Annotated in this window: 21 protein-coding genes; 6 read left to right on the top strand and 15 right to left on the bottom strand. The window is 61.1% G+C overall.

The window, feature by feature from the left end; translation table 11 throughout:
- The first annotated feature begins 4 nt into the window (after positions 1 to 4).
- Positions 5 to 469 (top strand): nuclear transport factor 2 family protein, encoded by a 465-nt coding sequence (locus tag G9X67_RS16125; protein WP_171599159.1) that lies wholly within the window; start codon positions 5 to 7, stop codon positions 467 to 469.
- 229 nt (positions 470 to 698) lie between these two features.
- On the opposite strand, the gene G9X67_RS16120 is transcribed toward G9X67_RS16125, so the two are convergent.
- The gene (locus tag G9X67_RS16120; protein ID WP_011650769.1) at positions 699 to 1,184 is read right to left on the bottom strand and encodes a peroxiredoxin; all 486 of its coding nucleotides are present in this window, start codon (positions 1,182 to 1,184) and stop codon (positions 699 to 701) included.
- A 140-nt stretch (positions 1,185 to 1,324) separates the two neighbouring features.
- Positions 1,325 to 2,176 (bottom strand): protein-disulfide reductase DsbD domain-containing protein, encoded by an 852-nt coding sequence (locus G9X67_RS16115; protein WP_171599158.1) that lies wholly within the window; start codon positions 2,174 to 2,176, stop codon positions 1,325 to 1,327.
- A gap of 141 nt (positions 2,177 to 2,317) precedes the next feature.
- Between G9X67_RS16115 and G9X67_RS16110 the strand changes: the two genes are divergently transcribed.
- The 3 genes from G9X67_RS16110 to G9X67_RS16100 all read left to right on the top strand — a co-directional run bounded on the left by G9X67_RS16110 (position 2,318) and on the right by G9X67_RS16100 (position 4,411).
- Positions 2,318 to 2,923, top strand: coding sequence for a YqgE/AlgH family protein (locus G9X67_RS16110; RefSeq protein WP_130667473.1), 606 nt, complete (start codon positions 2,318 to 2,320; stop codon positions 2,921 to 2,923).
- Positions 2,924 to 3,038: 115 nt separating this feature from the next.
- Positions 3,039 to 3,230: a CsbD family protein gene (locus G9X67_RS16105; protein WP_171599157.1), complete on the top strand. Its 192-nt coding sequence runs from the start codon at positions 3,039 to 3,041 to the stop codon at positions 3,228 to 3,230.
- A gap of 95 nt (positions 3,231 to 3,325) precedes the next feature.
- Entirely contained in the window at positions 3,326 to 4,411 is a 1,086-nt protein-coding gene (locus G9X67_RS16100; RefSeq protein ID WP_171599156.1) for a putative zinc-binding metallopeptidase, read from the top strand.
- Between the two features lie 103 nt (positions 4,412 to 4,514).
- On the opposite strand, the gene G9X67_RS16095 is transcribed toward G9X67_RS16100, so the two are convergent.
- Together G9X67_RS16095 and G9X67_RS16090 are read right to left on the bottom strand one after the other, a co-directional pair.
- Complete coding sequence (locus G9X67_RS16095) at positions 4,515 to 5,081, bottom strand: flavodoxin (protein WP_171599155.1); 567 nt, start codon at positions 5,079 to 5,081, stop codon at positions 4,515 to 4,517.
- Between the two features lie 30 nt (positions 5,082 to 5,111).
- Positions 5,112 to 6,305, bottom strand: coding sequence for a carboxymuconolactone decarboxylase family protein (locus G9X67_RS16090; protein ID WP_171599154.1), 1,194 nt, complete (start codon positions 6,303 to 6,305; stop codon positions 5,112 to 5,114).
- Between the two features lie 257 nt (positions 6,306 to 6,562).
- On the opposite strand from G9X67_RS16090, the gene G9X67_RS16085 reads away from it, so the two are divergent.
- The gene (locus tag G9X67_RS16085; RefSeq protein ID WP_171599153.1) at positions 6,563 to 7,456 is read left to right on the top strand and encodes a LysR family transcriptional regulator; all 894 of its coding nucleotides are present in this window, start codon (positions 6,563 to 6,565) and stop codon (positions 7,454 to 7,456) included.
- Positions 7,457 to 7,490: 34 nt separating this feature from the next.
- Here G9X67_RS16085 and rnhA read toward each other — a convergent pair whose 3' ends face one another.
- The 5 genes from rnhA to G9X67_RS16060 all read right to left on the bottom strand — a co-directional run bounded on the left by rnhA (position 7,491) and on the right by G9X67_RS16060 (position 11,347).
- A complete protein-coding gene (gene rnhA / locus G9X67_RS16080; RefSeq protein ID WP_171599152.1) occupies positions 7,491 to 7,946 on the bottom strand; it encodes a ribonuclease HI in 456 nt (151 codons plus the stop codon).
- Positions 7,943 to 8,908 carry a homoserine kinase gene (locus G9X67_RS16075; protein ID WP_171599151.1) on the bottom strand — a complete coding sequence of 322 codons (966 nt, stop codon included), beginning with the start codon at positions 8,906 to 8,908 and terminating at the stop codon, positions 7,943 to 7,945. The genes rnhA and G9X67_RS16075 overlap by 4 nt, the downstream gene beginning before the upstream one ends.
- A gap of 70 nt (positions 8,909 to 8,978) precedes the next feature.
- Positions 8,979 to 9,980 carry a 4-hydroxy-3-methylbut-2-enyl diphosphate reductase gene (gene ispH / locus G9X67_RS16070; RefSeq protein WP_011650764.1) on the bottom strand — a complete coding sequence of 334 codons (1,002 nt, stop codon included), beginning with the start codon at positions 9,978 to 9,980 and terminating at the stop codon, positions 8,979 to 8,981.
- Between the two features lie 238 nt (positions 9,981 to 10,218).
- The gene (locus G9X67_RS16065) at positions 10,219 to 10,974 is read right to left on the bottom strand and encodes an SURF1 family protein (RefSeq protein ID WP_138328809.1); all 756 of its coding nucleotides are present in this window, start codon (positions 10,972 to 10,974) and stop codon (positions 10,219 to 10,221) included.
- A complete protein-coding gene (locus G9X67_RS16060; protein WP_138328810.1) occupies positions 10,967 to 11,347 on the bottom strand; it encodes a DUF983 domain-containing protein in 381 nt (126 codons plus the stop codon). Before G9X67_RS16060 ends, G9X67_RS16065 begins: the two co-directional genes overlap by 8 nt.
- Positions 11,348 to 11,604: 257 nt before the next feature.
- Here G9X67_RS16060 and G9X67_RS16055 point away from each other — a divergent pair, with 257 nt between their 5' ends.
- Positions 11,605 to 12,246: a chloramphenicol phosphotransferase gene (locus G9X67_RS16055; RefSeq protein WP_138328811.1), complete on the top strand. Its 642-nt coding sequence runs from the start codon at positions 11,605 to 11,607 to the stop codon at positions 12,244 to 12,246.
- A 333-nt stretch (positions 12,247 to 12,579) separates the two neighbouring features.
- Here G9X67_RS16055 and G9X67_RS16050 read toward each other — a convergent pair whose 3' ends face one another.
- The 6 genes from G9X67_RS16050 to coxB all read right to left on the bottom strand — a co-directional run bounded on the left by G9X67_RS16050 (position 12,580) and on the right by coxB (position 17,885).
- Positions 12,580 to 13,458, bottom strand: a complete 879-nt coding sequence (locus G9X67_RS16050; protein ID WP_138328812.1) for a cytochrome c oxidase subunit 3 — start codon at positions 13,456 to 13,458, stop codon at positions 12,580 to 12,582.
- Between the two features lie 61 nt (positions 13,459 to 13,519).
- Complete coding sequence (locus G9X67_RS16045; RefSeq protein WP_130788898.1) at positions 13,520 to 14,128, bottom strand: cytochrome c oxidase assembly protein; 609 nt, start codon at positions 14,126 to 14,128, stop codon at positions 13,520 to 13,522.
- The gene (locus G9X67_RS16040) at positions 14,125 to 14,265 is read right to left on the bottom strand and encodes a hypothetical protein (RefSeq protein WP_020048779.1); all 141 of its coding nucleotides are present in this window, start codon (positions 14,263 to 14,265) and stop codon (positions 14,125 to 14,127) included. Before G9X67_RS16040 ends, G9X67_RS16045 begins: the two co-directional genes overlap by 4 nt.
- Positions 14,265 to 15,215, bottom strand: coding sequence for a heme o synthase (locus G9X67_RS16035; protein WP_138328813.1), 951 nt, complete (start codon positions 15,213 to 15,215; stop codon positions 14,265 to 14,267). Before G9X67_RS16035 ends, G9X67_RS16040 begins: the two co-directional genes overlap by 1 nt.
- Before the next feature lie 67 nt (positions 15,216 to 15,282).
- Positions 15,283 to 16,983, bottom strand: coding sequence for a cytochrome c oxidase subunit I (gene ctaD, locus G9X67_RS16030; protein WP_138328814.1), 1,701 nt, complete (start codon positions 16,981 to 16,983; stop codon positions 15,283 to 15,285).
- 17 nt (positions 16,984 to 17,000) lie between these two features.
- The gene (gene coxB, locus G9X67_RS16025) at positions 17,001 to 17,885 is read right to left on the bottom strand and encodes a cytochrome c oxidase subunit II (protein WP_138328815.1); all 885 of its coding nucleotides are present in this window, start codon (positions 17,883 to 17,885) and stop codon (positions 17,001 to 17,003) included.
- Between the last annotated feature and the right edge of the window lie 235 nt (positions 17,886 to 18,120).

Raw genomic sequence — 18,120 nt, 5'->3', positions numbered from 1 at the left:
TTCCATGCAAGACAATACTCTGGAACAACGCATCCAGACCCTCGAAGACAAGGTCGCCCTCAAAGCACTCGTCGACACTTTCGCCAATCTCGCGGATCAGAAAGATTTGGCCACTCAATCGCTGCTGTTTGCCGAAGACGCGGTTGTCGACACCTACTTCGAAGGACAGCTTTTTGCGTCGCTCAAGGGTCGCAAGGAGATTCAGGAGACCTTTACGGGCTTCATGGCCAATTTCGAGACGGCCTACCATATCAATGGGCAGCATACCGCCGAAATTGACGGAGACCGCGCAACGGCAGTGCACTATTGCTTGGTTGTCCTCGTCAACACAGTGGATGGCAAAAAGATGAGGAATACCAACGGCGTTTATTACAATGACGAGTATGTGCGCCAGGATGGTCGGTGGCTGATCTCGAAGCGCACTTCGCATTTCACATGGCGTGACACTATGGAGATGGTGGCCGGCTGACCGAGACCGCGGGTGCCGACGCGCGACCTGCGACCGCTTGAGCTCTAGCAAGCGTAATGACCGTCGGCGCGTGCCCCTCATCCGGCTGCCGCCACCTTCTCCCCGCCTGCGGGGCGAAGGGGATATGCCGCGACCTCTCCGTCTCCCACCAAGCTCTCGCAGGGCACGTCCCCTCGCCCCGTTTTTTACGGGGAGAGGGTTAGGGTGAGGGGCAGATCTTGTTCGAAGCTCAGAGCTGTTCCAGCATCGCGGCGGCACCTGATACGGTTGCCTGGCCGGGGCTTTCCTCGACGTTGAGGGCCTTGACGACGCCGTCTTCCACCAGCATCGAATAACGCTTGGAGCGGAGGCCGAGGCCGCCGGCGGAGAGGTCGGCGTCGAGGCCGACGGCCTTGGTGAAGCCGGCATCCCAATCGGCGAGGAAGTGGATCTTGCCCATGCCGCCTGACGATTGCGCCCAGGCGCCCATCACGTGCCAGTCGTTGACGGCGACGACGGCGATGTCGTCGACGCCCTTGCCAAGGATGGTGTCGCGGTTTTCGAGATAACCCGGCAGGTGGTTCAGCGAGCAGGTGGGCGTAAACGCGCCCGGCACGGCAAAGAGCACGACGCGCTTGCCGGCGAAGAGCTGATCGGTGGTGATTTCGACCGGGCCGTCAGCAGTCTTTTCCTTGAAGGTGGCGGCAGGAAGCTTGTCGCCGATCGCGATGGTCATGGTCTTCTCCTTGAGTTCTGGACTGGGGGTTCTGGCTTTGGGGATTCCGGCTTGGCGGTGGCGGGCGCCGTAGGGGATCTGCGGCGACTATAGGAGCCCATCATTGAAAGGCAAGGCCGGTCATTGAAAGGCAAGACCGGTCATTCGAAGGCAAGCGTCGTCTCCATCGCCCGTTCACCGTCGATGACGAGCACGCTCCATTGCTTGCCTACTATGTCGTAATCCTTCGGCAGCTTGCCGATTGATATATCGACCTTGAAGGTGGCGCCGTCGCGTTTGCCGCCGATCTGCTTGGTGAAGGCATAACCGCTCGGGCCGGTGACGATGATATCCGGCGCGCCCTTCCCCTCACCCGGCCCCCCGGCCGGCAGAGCGAGCGTCAGCGACAGCGTCTTCCTGTCGGGCGACATCGCATGCGCCGTCACGCCGAAATCCACCGATGGCGGCTTCGGCAGGCTCGCATCGGCGGCCTGAAGGATCGCCTCCTCCTGCGGGTGCGACTGGATGGCGGGGCCAAGCTTCAGCTGCAAATTCGCCTGGAAGGGAATGCAGATATCCTTGCAGATGCCGATGAAGGCGGCAGCATCGATCGTAACCGGGCCTTTGCCGGCCGCCGTCAGCGACAGCGGCAGCGTCACCGGCGCGTCATAGGCAATATCCTCGACCGCGCCGTTGAAAAAATGCTTCGGAACGGGATAGGCGATGGCATCGAGCGTGACGCCGCTTGCCGCCGCGATGGTGATTTGCGGCGGAATGCCGCTGTTGCCGGGCTCTTTCCAATAGGTGATCCAGCCGGGCTTCGGCTCGATCTGAAGGGCAGCGCGGATTTTGCCGCGGGCATCGGGCGCGAGCGCCACGAGGCGCATGCGGCCGCCTTCGTTGTCCGCCCAGGCGCTCATTTCCGCATGGGCGGAATAAAACGGCACAAGGGCTGCGACCACCGACACAACCGCGATTAAAAGCCTGCGCGGGCCTGAGGAAATAATCATCATGGAACAAAGGTTTACCGAATGTGCTGTTTGGCCGCCAGAAGTCGCGGCGATTTAAATCTTCATTTTCAGTTGATTGATGTGTGACATTGGCCCATGTTTCTTTTGTCGAGGCCTTGGTGCGGTCTAGCAGCAGGAGGAACGATGTCCTTATTGACGCTGAAGAACAGACGGGAACGTGGCTTCTTCGATGGCCAATTCCTCATCGCCATGCCGGGCATGGAAGACCGCAATTTTGCGCGCACAGTGATCTACATTTGCGCGCATTCGGATGCCGGCGCCATGGGCTTCGTCATCAACCGTCCGCAGAGCCTCACCTTCACCGATGTGCTGCTGCATCTCGACATGATCAAGCAGGAAGATTCGATCGTGCTGCCGAAGCGGGCGCGCGAATTCCCGATCCAGACCGGCGGGCCGGTGGAAAGCGGCCGCGGCTTCGTGCTGCATTCGGACGATTATTCCAGCGACTCCAGCATTCCCGTCAGCGACGATATCTGCCTGACGGCGACGCTCGATATCGTGCGCGCCATCTCCAAGGGCGATGGGCCGACGCGGGCGACGATGCTGCTCGGCTATTCCTCCTGGTCGGCCGGCCAGCTCGAAAGCGAGGTCGTCAACAATGGCTGGCTCACCTGCCCGGCCAATGAGGAATTGATCTTCGACCGCAGCCTCGACGACAAATACGAGCGGGCGCTCGCCGGCATGGGCGTGACCGCTGCCATGCTTTCGGCCGAAGCCGGCCATGCCTGAGGGGCTGGCCTGACAGCAGCTGACCTGACGGCAGCGGGAACGAATAGCTGCGAGTGACGTTTCATTTCGGCAAGCATGGACAAAAGGCCCATGCTGACCAAGGAGACATCACATAATGGGTAGCACCAGCGACAAGATTTCCGGTAAGGCAAACGAAATTGCCGGCAAGACCAAGCAGGCCGTCGGTAAGGCGACGGACGATCGCGAAATGCATGCCAAGGGCGCCGTCCAGGAAGCCAAGGGCAAGGGACAGGTCGCAACCGGCAAGGTCAAGGACAAGCTCAAGGGGGCCGTCGACCGGCTCTGAGCAATAGTGCATCCTTCAAGAACCATGCCTGCTGCGCCCCTCGCGCGGCAGGCATTTTTAATCCCCCACCCTCATGCTTTGCAGAGATAGACAAGATGAAGCTTTTTGCCTGCGACAATTGCGATCAGGTCGTCCACTTCGACAACCGACGATGCGTGCGCTGCAACCACCGCCTCGGCTTCCTGCCAGGCGACCTCGCCATGCATGCGCTGGAGCCGCGCGACGAGACGCTCTGGCAACTCGTTTCCAATCCCGATCGCGACGTCCGCTTCTGCGCCAATGCCAGCCTCGACATCTGCAACTGGCTGGTGGATGATGATGGCGAGAGTGAATTCTGCGTTGCCTGCCGCCATAACCGGCTGGTTCCGAACACCGACACCCAGGACGGCATCGATCGCTGGCGGCGCATCAGCCAGGCGCAGCGGCATCTGTTTTATTCGCTGCTGCGCTGGAAGCTGCCGCATCCGGATCGGGCGCAGGACCCGCAAGGCGGCCTGGTCTTCGATTTCCTAGAGGATTCGATAGAGAGCAATGGTTACATCGTGCCGGCCATGACCGGCCACGAGGAAGGCCTGATCACCATCCGCGCCGCGGAGGCCGACGATGCGACGCGCGAACAGGCGCGCAGCTCGATGAACGAACCCTATCGCACGCTGCTTGGCCATTTCCGCCACGAGGCCGGCCATTTCATCTGGAACAAGCTGGTGCGCGATCGGGGCGGCCTTGCCGATTTCCGCACGGTCTTCGGCGACGAACGGCAGGATTATACGACAGCCCTCCAGACCCATTATGCCGGCGGCGCGCCCTTGGGATGGCAGGACAATTTCATCAGCGCCTATGCGGCATCACACCCCTGGGAGGATTTCGCCGAGTGCTTCGCGCATTACCTCCATATCGTCGATACGCTCGAAACCGCGCGCGCCTTCGGGATCGCCATCGATCCGCGCGGCCATGAGGAAATCGCCGGCGAGGTGGATTTCATCCCTTACAGGGCAAGAAGCGCCGAGCAGCTGGTCAGCGCCTGGGTGCCGCTCAGCATCGCGATCAACGCCATCCAGCGCAGCATGGGCCAGCCCGACTCCTACCCCTTCGTGCTGTCCTCGCCGGTGGTGGCAAAACTCGAATATCTGCACCGGCTGATCCAGGGCGCGGCGACGGCACCGCAGCAGCGGGCGGCTTAAGGTACTGAGGCCCGCCACGTCGTTGCCGCTATCCCACTGCGCCGGCGAGTTTGGCTGGAATGACCGCATCGTGATCTGATCAGCGAAGAGCTTGTGTCTTTATTCAACCCAGCCAGCTCCTCACCTGTTCCATCGTCCGGCGTTCCTGGTCCGCTTCCAAGGAGAACGGCGGCTCGATCGTAGCACGCGGCGCCAGGGACCTGATCACTTCAAGGCTGCTTCCAAGGCCGTAACCGCCATGAGTGATGAAGGGCCGGATGATCTTGCCCGAAAGATCATGAGACCGCAGAAATGAGCGGATAACAGGCGGTGCCGTTGTTCCCCAAATCGGGAAGCCCAGGAATATCTCCCGATACTGCTCGAGGTTGGCAACCAATTGAGCCAGGGGCGGGAGGAAGCCTTGTTCGGTTTCCCGGCGAGCCTGGGCAACAGTTTCCTCATAGTCTTCCGGATAAGGCTCGGCCGGCTGGAGTTCAATCAGCGCGGCCTGCCGTGCCCGGCGGACCTGCAGGGCAATGACCCGTGTATTGCCTGTCCGGGTAAAATACGCGACCAGCGTGTTCGCGGACGGAGTTTGCTGAGCCTCAGTGCCGGCGGAGGTCATAGCCAGCCCGATCGCCGCCAGCGGCAGCGACGTGAGAAAGTGCCGGCGTGCGCTCGATTTCTGCATACGCTTTTTCCTCGCAGCTTGTCGGTCAATTTATTCGGCTTCGCGACCCTGGCGATAGTCCTCAGTCGCGACTTTCTCCATCCAGGTCACGCTGTTGCCGTCGAGTGCTTCCGATACCGCAAAATGCACCATCGCTTGATCAGCCGACGCGCCGTGCCAGTGTTTTACCATCGGGGGGATCCAGACGACGTCACCCGGTTCCATGACCTGGACCGTGCCGCCTTCCTTCTGGACCCAGCCACGGCCGGAAACGACAAACAGCGTCTGGCCAAGCGGGTGCGAATGCCAGGCCGTATGGGCGCCGGGTTCGAAGGCAACCGTGGCACCGCCAATGCGAGCAGCGCCATCCCCCTTGTAAGCGGCCGATACCTGGACCTCGCCGGTGAAACGCTCGGCCGGACCGCTTACCGCTTGGCTGCCGCGTTTGACCACCTTGATATCTGCTTCTGCCGGGTTGCTCACGACGGACGCTTCACGGCTTGCGAAGACCGTTTTGAGAACCGGCACTGCTGATATGGCGCGAGGCCAACCGGCATAGAACCCGGCATGGGTAATAGCTTCAGCTGCCTCTTCGCGGCTGAGACCGTTATCCATGGCGCGGTTGAGATGAAAGGCCAGTTGGTCAGACTGCCCCATCGCCACGAGAGCGGCCACCGTAACGAGGCTGCGATCGCGTGCCGACAGATCCGGGCGCTGCCACAGATCGCCGAACAATGCCCGGTTGGTCAGATCGGCAAGGGCCGGCGCGGTAGGCGCCACCTCGGCGCCCACGGAAGCGCTGCGGGCCGCTTCCGTTGCGGCATCGAACTGAATGCGTGGGTCATCGCTGTCCGCCAAGGGCGCGATCTTCAGCTCGTCAAAGGCCTTCTTGGTCTCCGTGACGGCCGATATCGCATTGGGCCAGCCGGAATAAAATGCGAGATGCGTGACGACCTCGCCGACTGCCCGGGGCTCGACACCATTTTCGAGTGCGCGCTTTACATGGTTGGCAAGGACGTGCCCCTTGCCGGTTGAGATCAGTACCGAAATGGTGACCAGGCTGCGGTCGCGCGGGGTCAGATCCCCGCGCTTCCAAAACTCGCCGAACAGAACGTCATCCGTGAAGTGGCCAAGGCCTGGGGCGACGTCATAGACGGCCGGCGGAGCCACGCGGGGGTTCTGTTGCGCTTCGGCGCCTGCGGCTGCGAATGCCGAGATGGCAAGGCTTGCGGCGATGGTTTTCACGGTGATCTCCTTATTGACTGTCTGGTCCGACATAGGATCGGAGGACGGGCCCGATTAGGCATCGGATTCCGAAAGGGGCTATATCCGCCATTCATGAAAGGGGCGGCCTCTAGGACGCCGCTCCGCTGGGCAGTTGGTCAGCGGGCCTTTGTCCCTGGCGGATCTATAGACCGCCGGCTATCGAGGAGAATTTACTCCTGGCCGATTACTCCGACTAGATGCTAGGATCCAAATAGACTTATATTGAGGGTTCATGAATGAGGCGCGATGAACTGGGTGACCTGGCAGCCTTCCTGACGGTCGCTGAAGAACGAAGCTTCACACGCGCGGCAGCACTGCTGGGGACATCGCAATCCTCCCTCAGCCATACAGTGCGCCGGCTGGAAGATCGCATGGGTCTCCGGCTCCTGACGCGGACGACCCGCACCGTTGTTCCAACCGAGGCCGGAGAGCAGCTGGCCGAAACGCTGCGACCTGCGTTCAATGATATCCGCAGCCGGCTGGATGCACTTGGCGCCATGCGTCATGCGCCGGGAGGCACGATACGCATCACTTCGACCCGGCATGCCGCAGAAACGATCCTCATGCCTGCCGTAAAGGGATTGATGCGGTCTTACCCGGATATCAACATCGAGATCTCTGTCGACAATCGGCTGATCGATCTTGTGAACGAGCGCTTTGACGCCGGGGTCCGGCTTGGGGAGCATATCGAAAAAGATATGATCGCGCTCAAGATCGGACCGGAAATGCGCATGCTGGTCGTTGCCTCTCCGGATTATTTCGCACGGCATCCGAAACCGGCCACGCCGCATGAGCTGACGCAGCACCGCTGCATCAATCTCAGGCTTGCAACTGTTGGCGGCTTGTACGCCTGGGAGTTCGAAAAAGACGGCAAGCCGCTGAATGTTCGTGTTGAAGGTCAGTTCATCTGCAATGACGTCCCGATGATCGTCGATGCGGCGCTGGGTGGTTTTGGTCTGGCATGCCTGCCAAACGAATACCTGCTGCCGCTGATCCGTGAAGGAAAACTGCTGCCCGTGCTGGAGGACTGGTCACCGCCATTTCCCGGATATCACCTTTACTATCCGAGCAGACGGCTTGCTTCCCCCGCATTCTCGCTTCTGGTGAATGCATTGCGTTATCGCAGTTGATTTCGCGCGGGACGCAAAGGCAAATGTGCGGACCTTAAAACGAAACCACCTTGCCCTTCTTGAAAGGCTCCATGCCCCGGCGGGCGAGTTCGTCGGCGCGTTCGTTTTCCGGGTGGCCGGCATGGCCCTTGACCCAGTGCAGCGTCACCTTGTGGCGGTCACGGGCCGCCTCCAGCGCCTGCCAGAGTTCGGCATTCTTCACCGGCTTCTTGTCGGCGGTTTTCCAGCCGTTTTTTTTCCAGCCGAAAATCCACTTGGAAATGCCGTCCTTGACATAGGCGCTGTCGGTATAGAGATCGACCTCGCAAGGGCTCTTCAAGGCCGATAGCGCCGAGATCGCCGCCAGCAGCTCCATGCGATTGTTGGTCGTATCCGCCTCGCCGCCGCAAAGCTCCTTTTCGACATCGCCATAACGCAGCACCGCGCCCCAGCCGCCGGGGCCGGGATTGCCGGAGCATGCGCCGTCGGTAAAAATATCGACGTGTTTCATAGGCTCAATCCATATTCGGCGGGCGATTTGATCTGGCGGTGGAACCGCAGCTTGCGGAGATATTCGAGCGGGTCCTTCTTGGTGACCATGGCACCTTCCGGCGTCGTCAGCCAGTCATAGAGCCGGGTCAGGAAGAACCGCAGCGCAGACCCGCGCGACAGTATCGGCAAGGCAGCGATTTCGGCGTCGCTCAACGGCCGGACGCTCTGGTAACCCTCGAGCATCGCCGTGCCCTTGGTGATGTTATAGGCGCCATCCTTCTCGAAGCACCAGGCATTCAGGCAGATCGAGACGTCATAGGCGAGCAGGTCGTTGCAGGCGAAATAGAAATCGATCAGGCCGGAGAGCTGGTCGCCAAGGAAGAAGACGTTGTCGGGGAAGAGGTCGGCGTGGATGACGCCGGCCGGCAGGCCACTCGGCCAGGCAGTGGAGAGGAAGTCGAGTTCGCTGCGGATTTCGGTCTGCAGGCCAGGCTCGACCTCGCCGGCGCGCGCTTCGGACTTTTCCCACAGCCCCCGCCAGCCGTCGATCGACAGCGCATTCGGCCGCTTCATCTCAAAACCATCGCCCGCCACATGCATCTCGGCCAACGCCCTGCCGACCTCGCGGCAATGTTTCGCCTCCGGCTTTCTCAGCCACATGCCTTCGAGGAAGGAGATCAGCGCCGCCGGACGGCCGGACAGCGAGCCGAGCAGCGCGCCGTCGCGGCGCGGCAGCGGCAGCGGGCAGGACAGGCCGCGGGCGGAAAGATGCTGCATCAGGCCGAGGAAGAAAGGCAGGTCGCTCTTTTCCACCCGCTTCTCATAGAGCGTCAGGATCAGCGGATCCTTGGAGGTGTGTAGCAGGAAGTTGGAATTTTCGACGCCTTCGGCAATGCCCTTGTAGGAGAGCAGCGTGCCTGCGTCATATTCCGTCAGGAACCATTTCAGATCGTCTTCGGCGATATCGGTATAGACTGCCAAGTGAGGTCTCGCCCTTCATGCCTTGTTGATATTGGATTTGCCGGAGTGGACGCCAGGCCGAAAGGCCGATCTAGCCGTTGACGAAGGCCATGTCGGCCGCCGTCAGCTCGATATTGCGCAGTTCGCGGTTGACGAGGAAGTTTTCGGTTTCCTGCACCGTTTCGGCCAGCTCGACGCGAGCGTCGAAGCGGGCGCGGAAGGCCTCGATGATCTCGTTGACGATGACCTCGGGGGCCGAGGCGCCGGCGGAAAGGCCGAGCGTCGAAATCGCGCCGATCTCGTCCCAGTCGAGCTCGGCGGCGCGCTGCACGAGGATCGATTTCTTCGCCCCTGCCCTCAGCGCCACTTCGACGAGACGCTTGGAATTGGACGAATTCGGCGCGCCGACGATGATGAAGAGATCGCAGCCGGGGGCTGCCTGCTTCACCACTTCCTGGCGGTTGGTCGTCGCATAACAGATCGAGTCCGCCGCCGGCGCCGTCAGGTTCGGGAAGCGCTCGTGCAGGCGGGTGATGACGCCGGCCGTATCGTCGACCGACAGCGTCGTCTGGGTGACATAGCCGAGATTGTCGGGATCGACGGGGACATAAGCGTCGGCATCCTCGATCGTCTCGATCAGCGAGACCGAACCCTCCGGCAGCTGACCCATCGTGCCGATCACCTCAGGATGGCCGGCATGGCCGATAAGGACGACATGGCGGCCGAGGCGATTGTGGCGCATCGCCTGCTTGTGGACCTTTGAGACCAGCGGGCAGGTGGCGTCGAGATAGAAGAGGTTGCGGCTTGCCGCATCCTCCGGCACGGATTTCGGCACGCCGTGAGCGGAAAAAACCACCGGCTGGGCGCGATGTTCGGCCGGGATCTCGTCCAGTTCCTCGACGAAGACGGCGCCCTTGGCTTCCAGCCCTTCGACGACATAGCGATTATGGACAATCTCGTGGCGCACATAGACCGGCGCGCCATAGGATTTCAACGCCAGCACGACGATCTGGATGGCGCGGTCGACGCCGGCACAGAAGCCGCGCGGGCCGCAGAGCCTGATCGTCAAAGGAGGTTTCGCCGCAATATTCATGTCTGTTCCACAAATTCCTCATTCCTGTGCTCGTCACAGGAATCCAGCCACGGCGCGTCGGCGCCGTGAATGACTGTCAACATCCTCGTTCCTCTTCCGCGCCCAAGGACTTGGCGCACTGGATTCCTGTGACAAGCACAGGAATGAGGGAGAACTTGGCAACGTCCAGCTTCAACAGCAACGTCCCGCGTAGGGCTTAGGGACCTCTAGCCCAATATGGTCGAGAATTGAAGTGATACTATTGCTGAGGTGGCTTGGCACCCTTGCGGAACCAGGAGATCGCCACCACGACGAGAAGCACGGCGGCCAGCCCGTACCAGGTGAAAGCATATTGCAGATGGTCGTTCGGCAGATCCACCTGGGTGACGCCGCCGATCGGCAGGCCGGCCGGATTGGGTGTGGAATCGGCATCGACGAAAAAGGGAATGACGTTCGCTTTCTCCAGCCCGACGCTCTCGGCCATGACGTCGAGATCCTTCCAGTAGAAGATGTTCTTGGCGACGTCGTTATCGGGCACTACCCAGGAAGGCTTGCCGGGAAGCTTTTCGCGCGCCAGGCCGGTGACGGTCTGCTGATCCGTCAGCTGGCCCTGCATGCGCGTTTCCGGCTCCTTGTTGTCAAAGGGAACGAAGCCGCGATTGACGAAGAGAATGCGCCCGTCGGCAAGCTCCAGCGGGGTATAGATGTAATAGCCGGTCTGGCCGCGCCAGGTGGCAAAGAAGTGCCGCTCCTTGTTGTTGATGTAGCGGCCGGCGGCGGTGACCTTGCGGTATTCGATATCGCCGCCTGCAGCCGCCATCGCCTCGATGTCGGCCAACGGCACGGGGCTTGCTGCCTGCCGCGCGGCGATATCGGCGATCAGGCCCTCCTTCCAGTGCAGGCGCTCCACCTGCCAGGTGCCGAGCGAGATCAGGATGGCAAGGGCGATCAGCACCAGGATACCGGTGAAAACCGGCAGCCGGCGGCGCGGCGCGGCATGATCGATATCAGTCACTCAGGCGTCCTTCGCGGGCATTATGGCGGTATTGCATGGCGATCAGGATGCCCTTGAACCAGCGCAGCGTCAGCAGCGACAGGATAATCGTCAACGGAGCGAAGAGCAGGATATGCACCCAGATCGGCGGCCCGTAATTCACCTGCAGCCACAGCACCATGCCGATGACGATGAAGCCGACGATGAGGATGACGAAGACGGCGGGGCCGTCACCGGAATCGGCGAAGGAATAATCGAGGCCGCAGGCGGCGCAACGCGGCTTTACGCCGAGCAGGCCGTCGAACAGTTTGCCTTGGCCGCAGCGTGGGCAGCAGCCCTTGATGCCGGTTTTCACCGGATTGACGGGCGGAAAATGGGCGCTGTCCTCGTTCATTCCACTCCTTCTGGCCACTCCTTCTGGCCATTCCTTCCGGCAGCCTTGGTGGTCGCGGCGCGATGCCGCCTTAACTCTCCCATAAAGTATTCGCAGGACGAAGGGAAATGCCTGCGTGATTTCGTCCCGCTGATAGTTCCTCACATCGGAATCGATGTGAGGAACTATCAGCAATTCAAAGTGTTACAGCGTCCTTGCCGCGTCCGAAAAGTCGCGCGGCGCTGTAATGATTCGCGCCAAACAGAAGAAGAAGACTGATGACCAATGATAGCCATTCCGTGCAGATCCTTATCCTGAACGGCGCGCCGCGGAGCGGCAAATCAAGCATCGCGCGCGCGGTACAGGAACACTTCGAGGGGCCGTGGATCAACCTCGGCGTCGACAGCTACAATGCCATGACACCGAAACGCTACCTTCCGGGCATCGGATTGCGGCCGGGCGGCGAACGGCCGGACCTGGAGGAACTGGTGCCGTTCTTTTATGCGGCGCTCTACGAATCGATCGCCATCCATGCCAGCCTGGGGCTTAATGTCATCGCCGATCTCGGCCACCATGACAGTTATTCGCAGCCGCTCGGCATCCTCGCCGATTGCGCCCGGCGACTGGAAGACTTTCCCGTGCTGTTCGTCGGCGTGCGCTGTCCGATCGAGACGATCATGCAGCGGCGCGACATTGTCCAAGAAGGGCGCGAGACGCTTTATCTCAGCGCCACGGAGGACGTGCCCATTCCAGAACCGGTGCAGCGCTGGCAGGACGAGGTGCATCGTCCCGGCATCTACGACATGGAGGTCGATACGTCAGTGCTGACACCACTCGAATGCGCCGAGGCGATCCGCCATCAGTTGGATCTCGGCATTCCCGAACCTTCGGCCTTCGAACGGATCGCCGGGGCGCGCTGAGGCGATGAAAAGCGGGTATGAGGCCACCTCGGCCCCGGAGATTGCCGCACCTGCCCCCCATCCGGCTGCCGCCACCAACCGGGGTCGAGCCACGGGTCTCGACCCGTCCTTCGGACCCCCGAAAACGGGACGAAGGGACATGCCGCGACCTCTCCGTCCCTCTCTCGCGTCTCGTATGGCACGTCCCCTCTCCCCGTTTTTACGGGGAGAGGGTTAGGGTGAGGGGCGGCTGTCTGCGCAAACCGGACATCAGTGGCACGAGGCCAAGCAAAACGAGATTTACCAACAAAAAAGGCGGGCACGAGGCCCGCCTTTTCTCAAATTTTGTTCCGATCAGCCGGCTGCGACGGGTGCGCCCCAGCCGCCCCAGACGTAGATGCAGAAGAACAGGAACAGCCAGACGACGTCGACGAAGTGCCAGTACCAGGCGGCCGCCTCGAAACCGAAATGCTGCTTCGGGGTGAAGTCGCCGCGCAGCGCACGGATCAGGCAGACAGCCAGGAAGATCGTGCCGACGAGGACGTGGAAGCCGTGGAAGCCGGTCGCCATGAAGAAGGTCGCGCCGTAAATCGAGCTCTTGAAGGCGAACGGGGCGTGAGCATATTCGTAGGCCTGAACGGCAGAGAAGAACATGCCGAGCAGCACGGTCAGCGTCAGGCCTTGGATCAGGCCCTTGCGGTCGTTATGCAGCAGCGCATGGTGCGCCCAGGTGACCGTGGTGCCGGACAGGAGCAGGATGACGGTGTTGTAGATCGGCAGGTGCCAGGGGTCGAGAACCTCGATACCCTTCGGCGGCCAGGTGCCGCCGGTATAGAGCACGCGCGAGGCCTGAATCGCTTCGTTCGGATAGAGGCTAACGTCGAAATAGGCCCAGAACCAGGCGACGAAGAACATCACTTCCGAAGCAATGAACATGATCATGCCGTAGCGCAGGTGCAGCGAGACGACACGGGTGTGGGCGCCCTCATGGGCTTCCTTCACCGTATCGGCCCACCAGCCATACATGACGTAGAGCACCAGCGCGAAGCCGATATAGAAAACCCAGGGATTGGCAAGCTCGAAGCCGGCGACCTTGAAGGAGCCGCCATTGATATAACGCATGTAGCAGACGCCGCCGAGCGCCATGATGAAGGCGCCGAGCGAGGCTAGAATCGGCCAGGGGCTCGGATCGATGATGTGATAGTCGTGATTCTTCTGGTGAGCATCGGCCATGTCGTTATCCCCGGATGTCTTCCTTCACTCCGCTCCCGGCATAGCCGGAAACGAGCCTTGATCAAAGTTTCTTTTCAATCTTCTCCGCTCCACCCTCATTCGAAGCCACCGGCTTCGGACCCTCTTTCGGGTAGAACGTATATGACAGCGTGATCGTATGGATATTCTTCGATTCCACCGCCTTGACGATTTCAGGATCGATGTAGAACACGACAGGCATGTCGAGCTTCTCGCCCGGCTTCAGGTCCGTTTCCGTAAAGCAGAAACATTGCACCTTGTTGAAATAGACGCCGGCTTCGCCCGGCGTGACGTTGAAAACCGCCTGGCCGCGCTGGGTCTCGTTCGAACGATTCTCGGCGGTGAAATTGACCTGGATGGTCTCGCCGATCTTCGGGTTGACCTCGCGCTCGACCGGCTTGAAGTCCCACTGCAGGCCGGGGGCGACATTGGCGTCGAAGGTGACGCGCATCGTGCGGTCGAGCACGACGCTCGACACCTGGTCGACGCGCTGCGTCGTGCCGTTATAGCCGGTCACCTGGCAGAAGATGCGGTAGAGCGGCACGGCGGCATAGCTCATCGCGCCCATGCCGAAGACGAAGCTCAGGCACATCATGACGACGGCGCCGTTGTTGCGGCCGGGCTTTTTCGGTGCGGCGGGGTTATCGCTCATCCGGCCGTTCCCCCGCCGATCTTCACGATTGCCATCACGTAGAAGAGAACGACGAGGCCGGCAAGCACCAGCCCCAGCGCGATGTTGCGGTTGCGGCGCGACTTGAGCTGCTTTTCCGTGAGCTTGACCAATTCCATCAGAACCAACCTCCCGCATGCGAGACCAGCACCGACGCCAGCCGGTCGATCATCAAGGCGGAGAACACGGCGAAGAGATAAAAGATCGAGAAGCCGAAAAGCTTCTTCGCCGGGATCATCTTCAAATCGCCGTCGGGCATGCGCCAGACGGCGATGGAACAGTATATGAAGATCGCGCCGAGGGCGGCAGCGACGAGGCCATAGCCGAGGCTTGCGAAACCGAGGAAGGACGGCAATACCGCGCAGACGGCGGTCAGCACCGCATAGGCGACGATCTGATGCTTGGTCACCCGTTCGCCGGCAACGTTCGGCAGCATCGGCACCCCGACGGCCTCGTAGTCGCGCATCTTGAAGAGGGCAAGCGCCCAGAAATGCGCCGGCGTCCACAGGAAGATGATGAGGAAGAGAACGGTGCTCTCGATCGTCACGCTGTTGGTCACGCAGGCCCAGCCGATCATCGGCGGGAAGGCGCCGGCAGCACCGCCGATGACGATGTTCTGCGGCGTCGAGCGCTTCAGCCACATGGTGTAGACGACGGCATAGAAGAAAATGGTGAAGGCGAGGATGCCGGCCGACAGCCAATTGACGGCCAGGCCGAGAATCACCACCGAAAAGCCCGACAGTACCAGGCCGAAGGCGAGAGCCTCCGACGGCGCGATGCGGCCGGCCGGGATCGGACGGTTGGCGGTGCGGGTCATGATGGCGTCGATATCGGCGTCATACCACATGTTCAGCGCGCCGGAGGCGCCGGCGCCGACGGCGATGCAGAGGATGGCGATCATGCCGAGGACCGGATGGATATGGCCCGGCGCCAGCACGAGACCGGCAAAGGCAGTGAAGACCACGAGCGACATGACCCGTGGCTTCAGCAATTCGAAATAATCGCGCGCACTCGCTTCCGACAATTCGCCGTCCTTTGCAAGCACCTCGTGATTGTCGATAACCGTCATCATTCCGTCCTGAATGTCTTACCATCAGGACGCCGTATCGAGTGCGGCGTCCTGATGCCCGCGCAATTTACTTGATGCGCGGAAGCTGTTCCCACTGGTGATAGGGCGGCGGCGAAGGCAGCTGCCATTCGAGCGTCGTTGCACCCTCACCCCACGGATTGTCGCCGGCGACACGCTTCCTGGCGAAGGCTTCGAAGACGCCGTAGAGGAAGATCAGCACACCGAAGGCCGAGATGTAGGAGCCGATCGAGGAAACATAGTTCCAGCCGGCAAAGGCATCCGGATAATCGATGTAGCGGCGCGGCATGCCGGCGAGGCCGAGGAAGTGCTGCGGGAAGAACACCAGGTTGACGCCGATGAACATGATCCAGAAATGCAGCTTGCCGACCAACTCGTTGTACATGTAGCCGGTCATTTTCGGGAACCAGTAGTACCAGCCGGCGAAGATCGCAAAGACGGCGCCGAGCGACAGAACGTAGTGGAAGTGGGCCACGACGTAATAGGTGTCATGCAGCGAGCGGTCGAGACCGGCATTGGCGAGCTGGACGCCGGTGACGCCGCCGACCGTGAACAGGAAGATGAAGCCGATCGCCCAGAGCATCGGCGTGCGGAACGAGATCGAGCCGCCCCACATCGTCGCGATCCAGGAGAAGATCTTCACGCCCGTCGGAACGGCGATGACCATCGTCGCGAAGACGAAGTAGCGCTGCGCGTCGAGCGACAGGCCGACCGTGTACATGTGGTGGGCCCAGACGACGAAGCCGACGGCGCCGATCGCGACCATGGCGTAGGCCATGCCGAGGTAACCGAAGATCGGCTTCTTCGAGAAGGTCGAGATGATGTGGCTGACCATGCCGAAGCCCGGCAGGATGAGGATGTAGACCTCGGGGTGACCGAAGAACCAGAACAGGTGCTGGTAGAGGATCGGATCGCCGCCGCCTTCCGGAGAGAAGAACGCAGTGCCGAAGTTGCGGTCGGTGAGCAGCATGGTGATGCCGCCTGCCAGAACCGGCAGCGACAGCAGCAGCAGGAAGGCGGTGATCAGCACGGACCATGCAAATAGCGGCATCTTGTGCAGCGTCATGCCGGGAGCGCGCATGTTGAGGATCGTCGTGATGAAGTTGATCGCACCGAGGATCGACGAGGCGCCGGCAATGTGGAGCGCGAAGATCGCAAGGTCGACCGCCGGTCCCGGCGTGCCGCTTGTCGCCAGCGGCGGATACATCGTCCAGCCGCCACCCGTGCCATAGGCGCCTGCCGGGCCTTCGACGAACATCGACAGCAGCAGCAGCGCGAAGGCCGGAACGATCAGCCAGAAGGAGATGTTGTTGAGGCGCGGGAAGGCCATGTCCGGCGCGCCGATCATGATCGGCACCATCCAGTTGGCGAAACCGCCGATCATCGCCGGCATGACCATGAAGAAGATCATGATCAGCGCGTGCGCTGTCGTGAACATGTTGAACATCTGCTTGGCGCCGTCGATCGCGGCATCGCCCTCATAGCCGTAGACCATCGAGGCCAGGCCGTGGAAGATCTGGATCCCAGGCTCCTGCAACTCCATGCGCATGGCAACCGACAGCGCGCCGCCGATGATGCCGGCAATGATCGCGAAGATCAGGTAGAGCGTGCCGATGTCCTTGTGGTTGGTAGAGAACAGCCAGCGATTGGCAAAGCTCGGCTTGTGCCCGTGATCGTGATCGTCATGCGCGTGGTCATGATGGGCGGCGTGATCATGAGAATGATCGTCGTGAGCGGAAGGTCCAGCCATTGTCCCGATCCCCTTTATTACTGTGCTTCGGCGACGTTGACGGTCTTTGCGGGACCATCGGTTGCGGCCATGAGTGACTTGTAGGCGCCGGGCAGGTCGCTGGCGGCTGCGGTCAGCCACTGCTTATACTTGTCCTCGGAGACGACGCGGATGGCGATCGGCATGAACGCATGGTCCTTGCCGCAGAGCTCGGAACACTGGCCGTAGAACAGGCCTTCGCGCTCGGCCTTGAACCAGGTCTCGTTCAGGCGACCCGGCACGGCATCGATCTTAACGCCGAAGGACGGCATGGCGAAAGCGTGGATGACGTCGGTCGGCGCGGAGGTCACGAGAACGCGGACCGTCTTGTTGACCGGCAGGACCAGTTCGTTATCGACGGCGAGAAGACGCGGATAGATCGACTTGTCTTCCTTGCCGGCGGCCGCGCGGTCCTGATCTTTCAGCAGGAAGGAATCGAAAGCGAGCGGGCTTTCGCCCGAACCTTCATATTCGTAGTTCCACTGCCACTGGGTGGCGGTCGCCTTGATCGTGACGTCGGGGTTTTCGGGCAGCGTCAGCTGCGCCGTCAGCAGGTTGAACGAAGGAATGGCGAGAAGAAGAAGCACCAGGACCGGCCCCACGGTCCAGGCAATCTCGATCAGCGTGTTATGGCTCGTCTTCGAGGGAACCGGGTTCGCGCTGGCGCGGAACTTGAAACAGACGACGATGAGCAGGACCAGCACGAAGAGCGTGATCGGAACGATAAACCACAGGGTATATTGTTCGAACCAGTGGATTTCCCGCATGATCGGCGTTGCCGCCGGCTGCAGCGTCGCCTGCCACGGCGTGGGCTGGTCGGCATATGTGCCGGAAGCAAAAAGCAGACAGACCAGCGTGGTCAGGGCTGCATAAGCCTTCTTCATCACCTTATTATCTCCCTCGAGCGCTTGACCTGCAAAATACAACGCAGAATCCTTGCCATCTTCAGCGCTTCAAACCACAGTTTGGCATTCGCCGCAACAGGTCAGAGCAATTGTCTATGCGGCATTTTTGCTCAAAGCATAGGCAGGTCAGAACGGCAAAACATCCCAAGTTTTTCATCAGCATATGAAAAATCGGCTTTCCGGCCAATCCGCGCGCGACACATTATTTCGCAAA

It is taken from the genome of Rhizobium sp. WYCCWR 11152 (assembly GCF_013087615.1).
GTDB classification, from domain to species: Bacteria; Pseudomonadota; Alphaproteobacteria; order Rhizobiales; family Rhizobiaceae; genus Rhizobium; species Rhizobium indicum.
The sequence above is the reverse complement of the archived record's forward strand: the minus strand, read 5'-3'. Positions and strand labels throughout refer to the sequence as shown.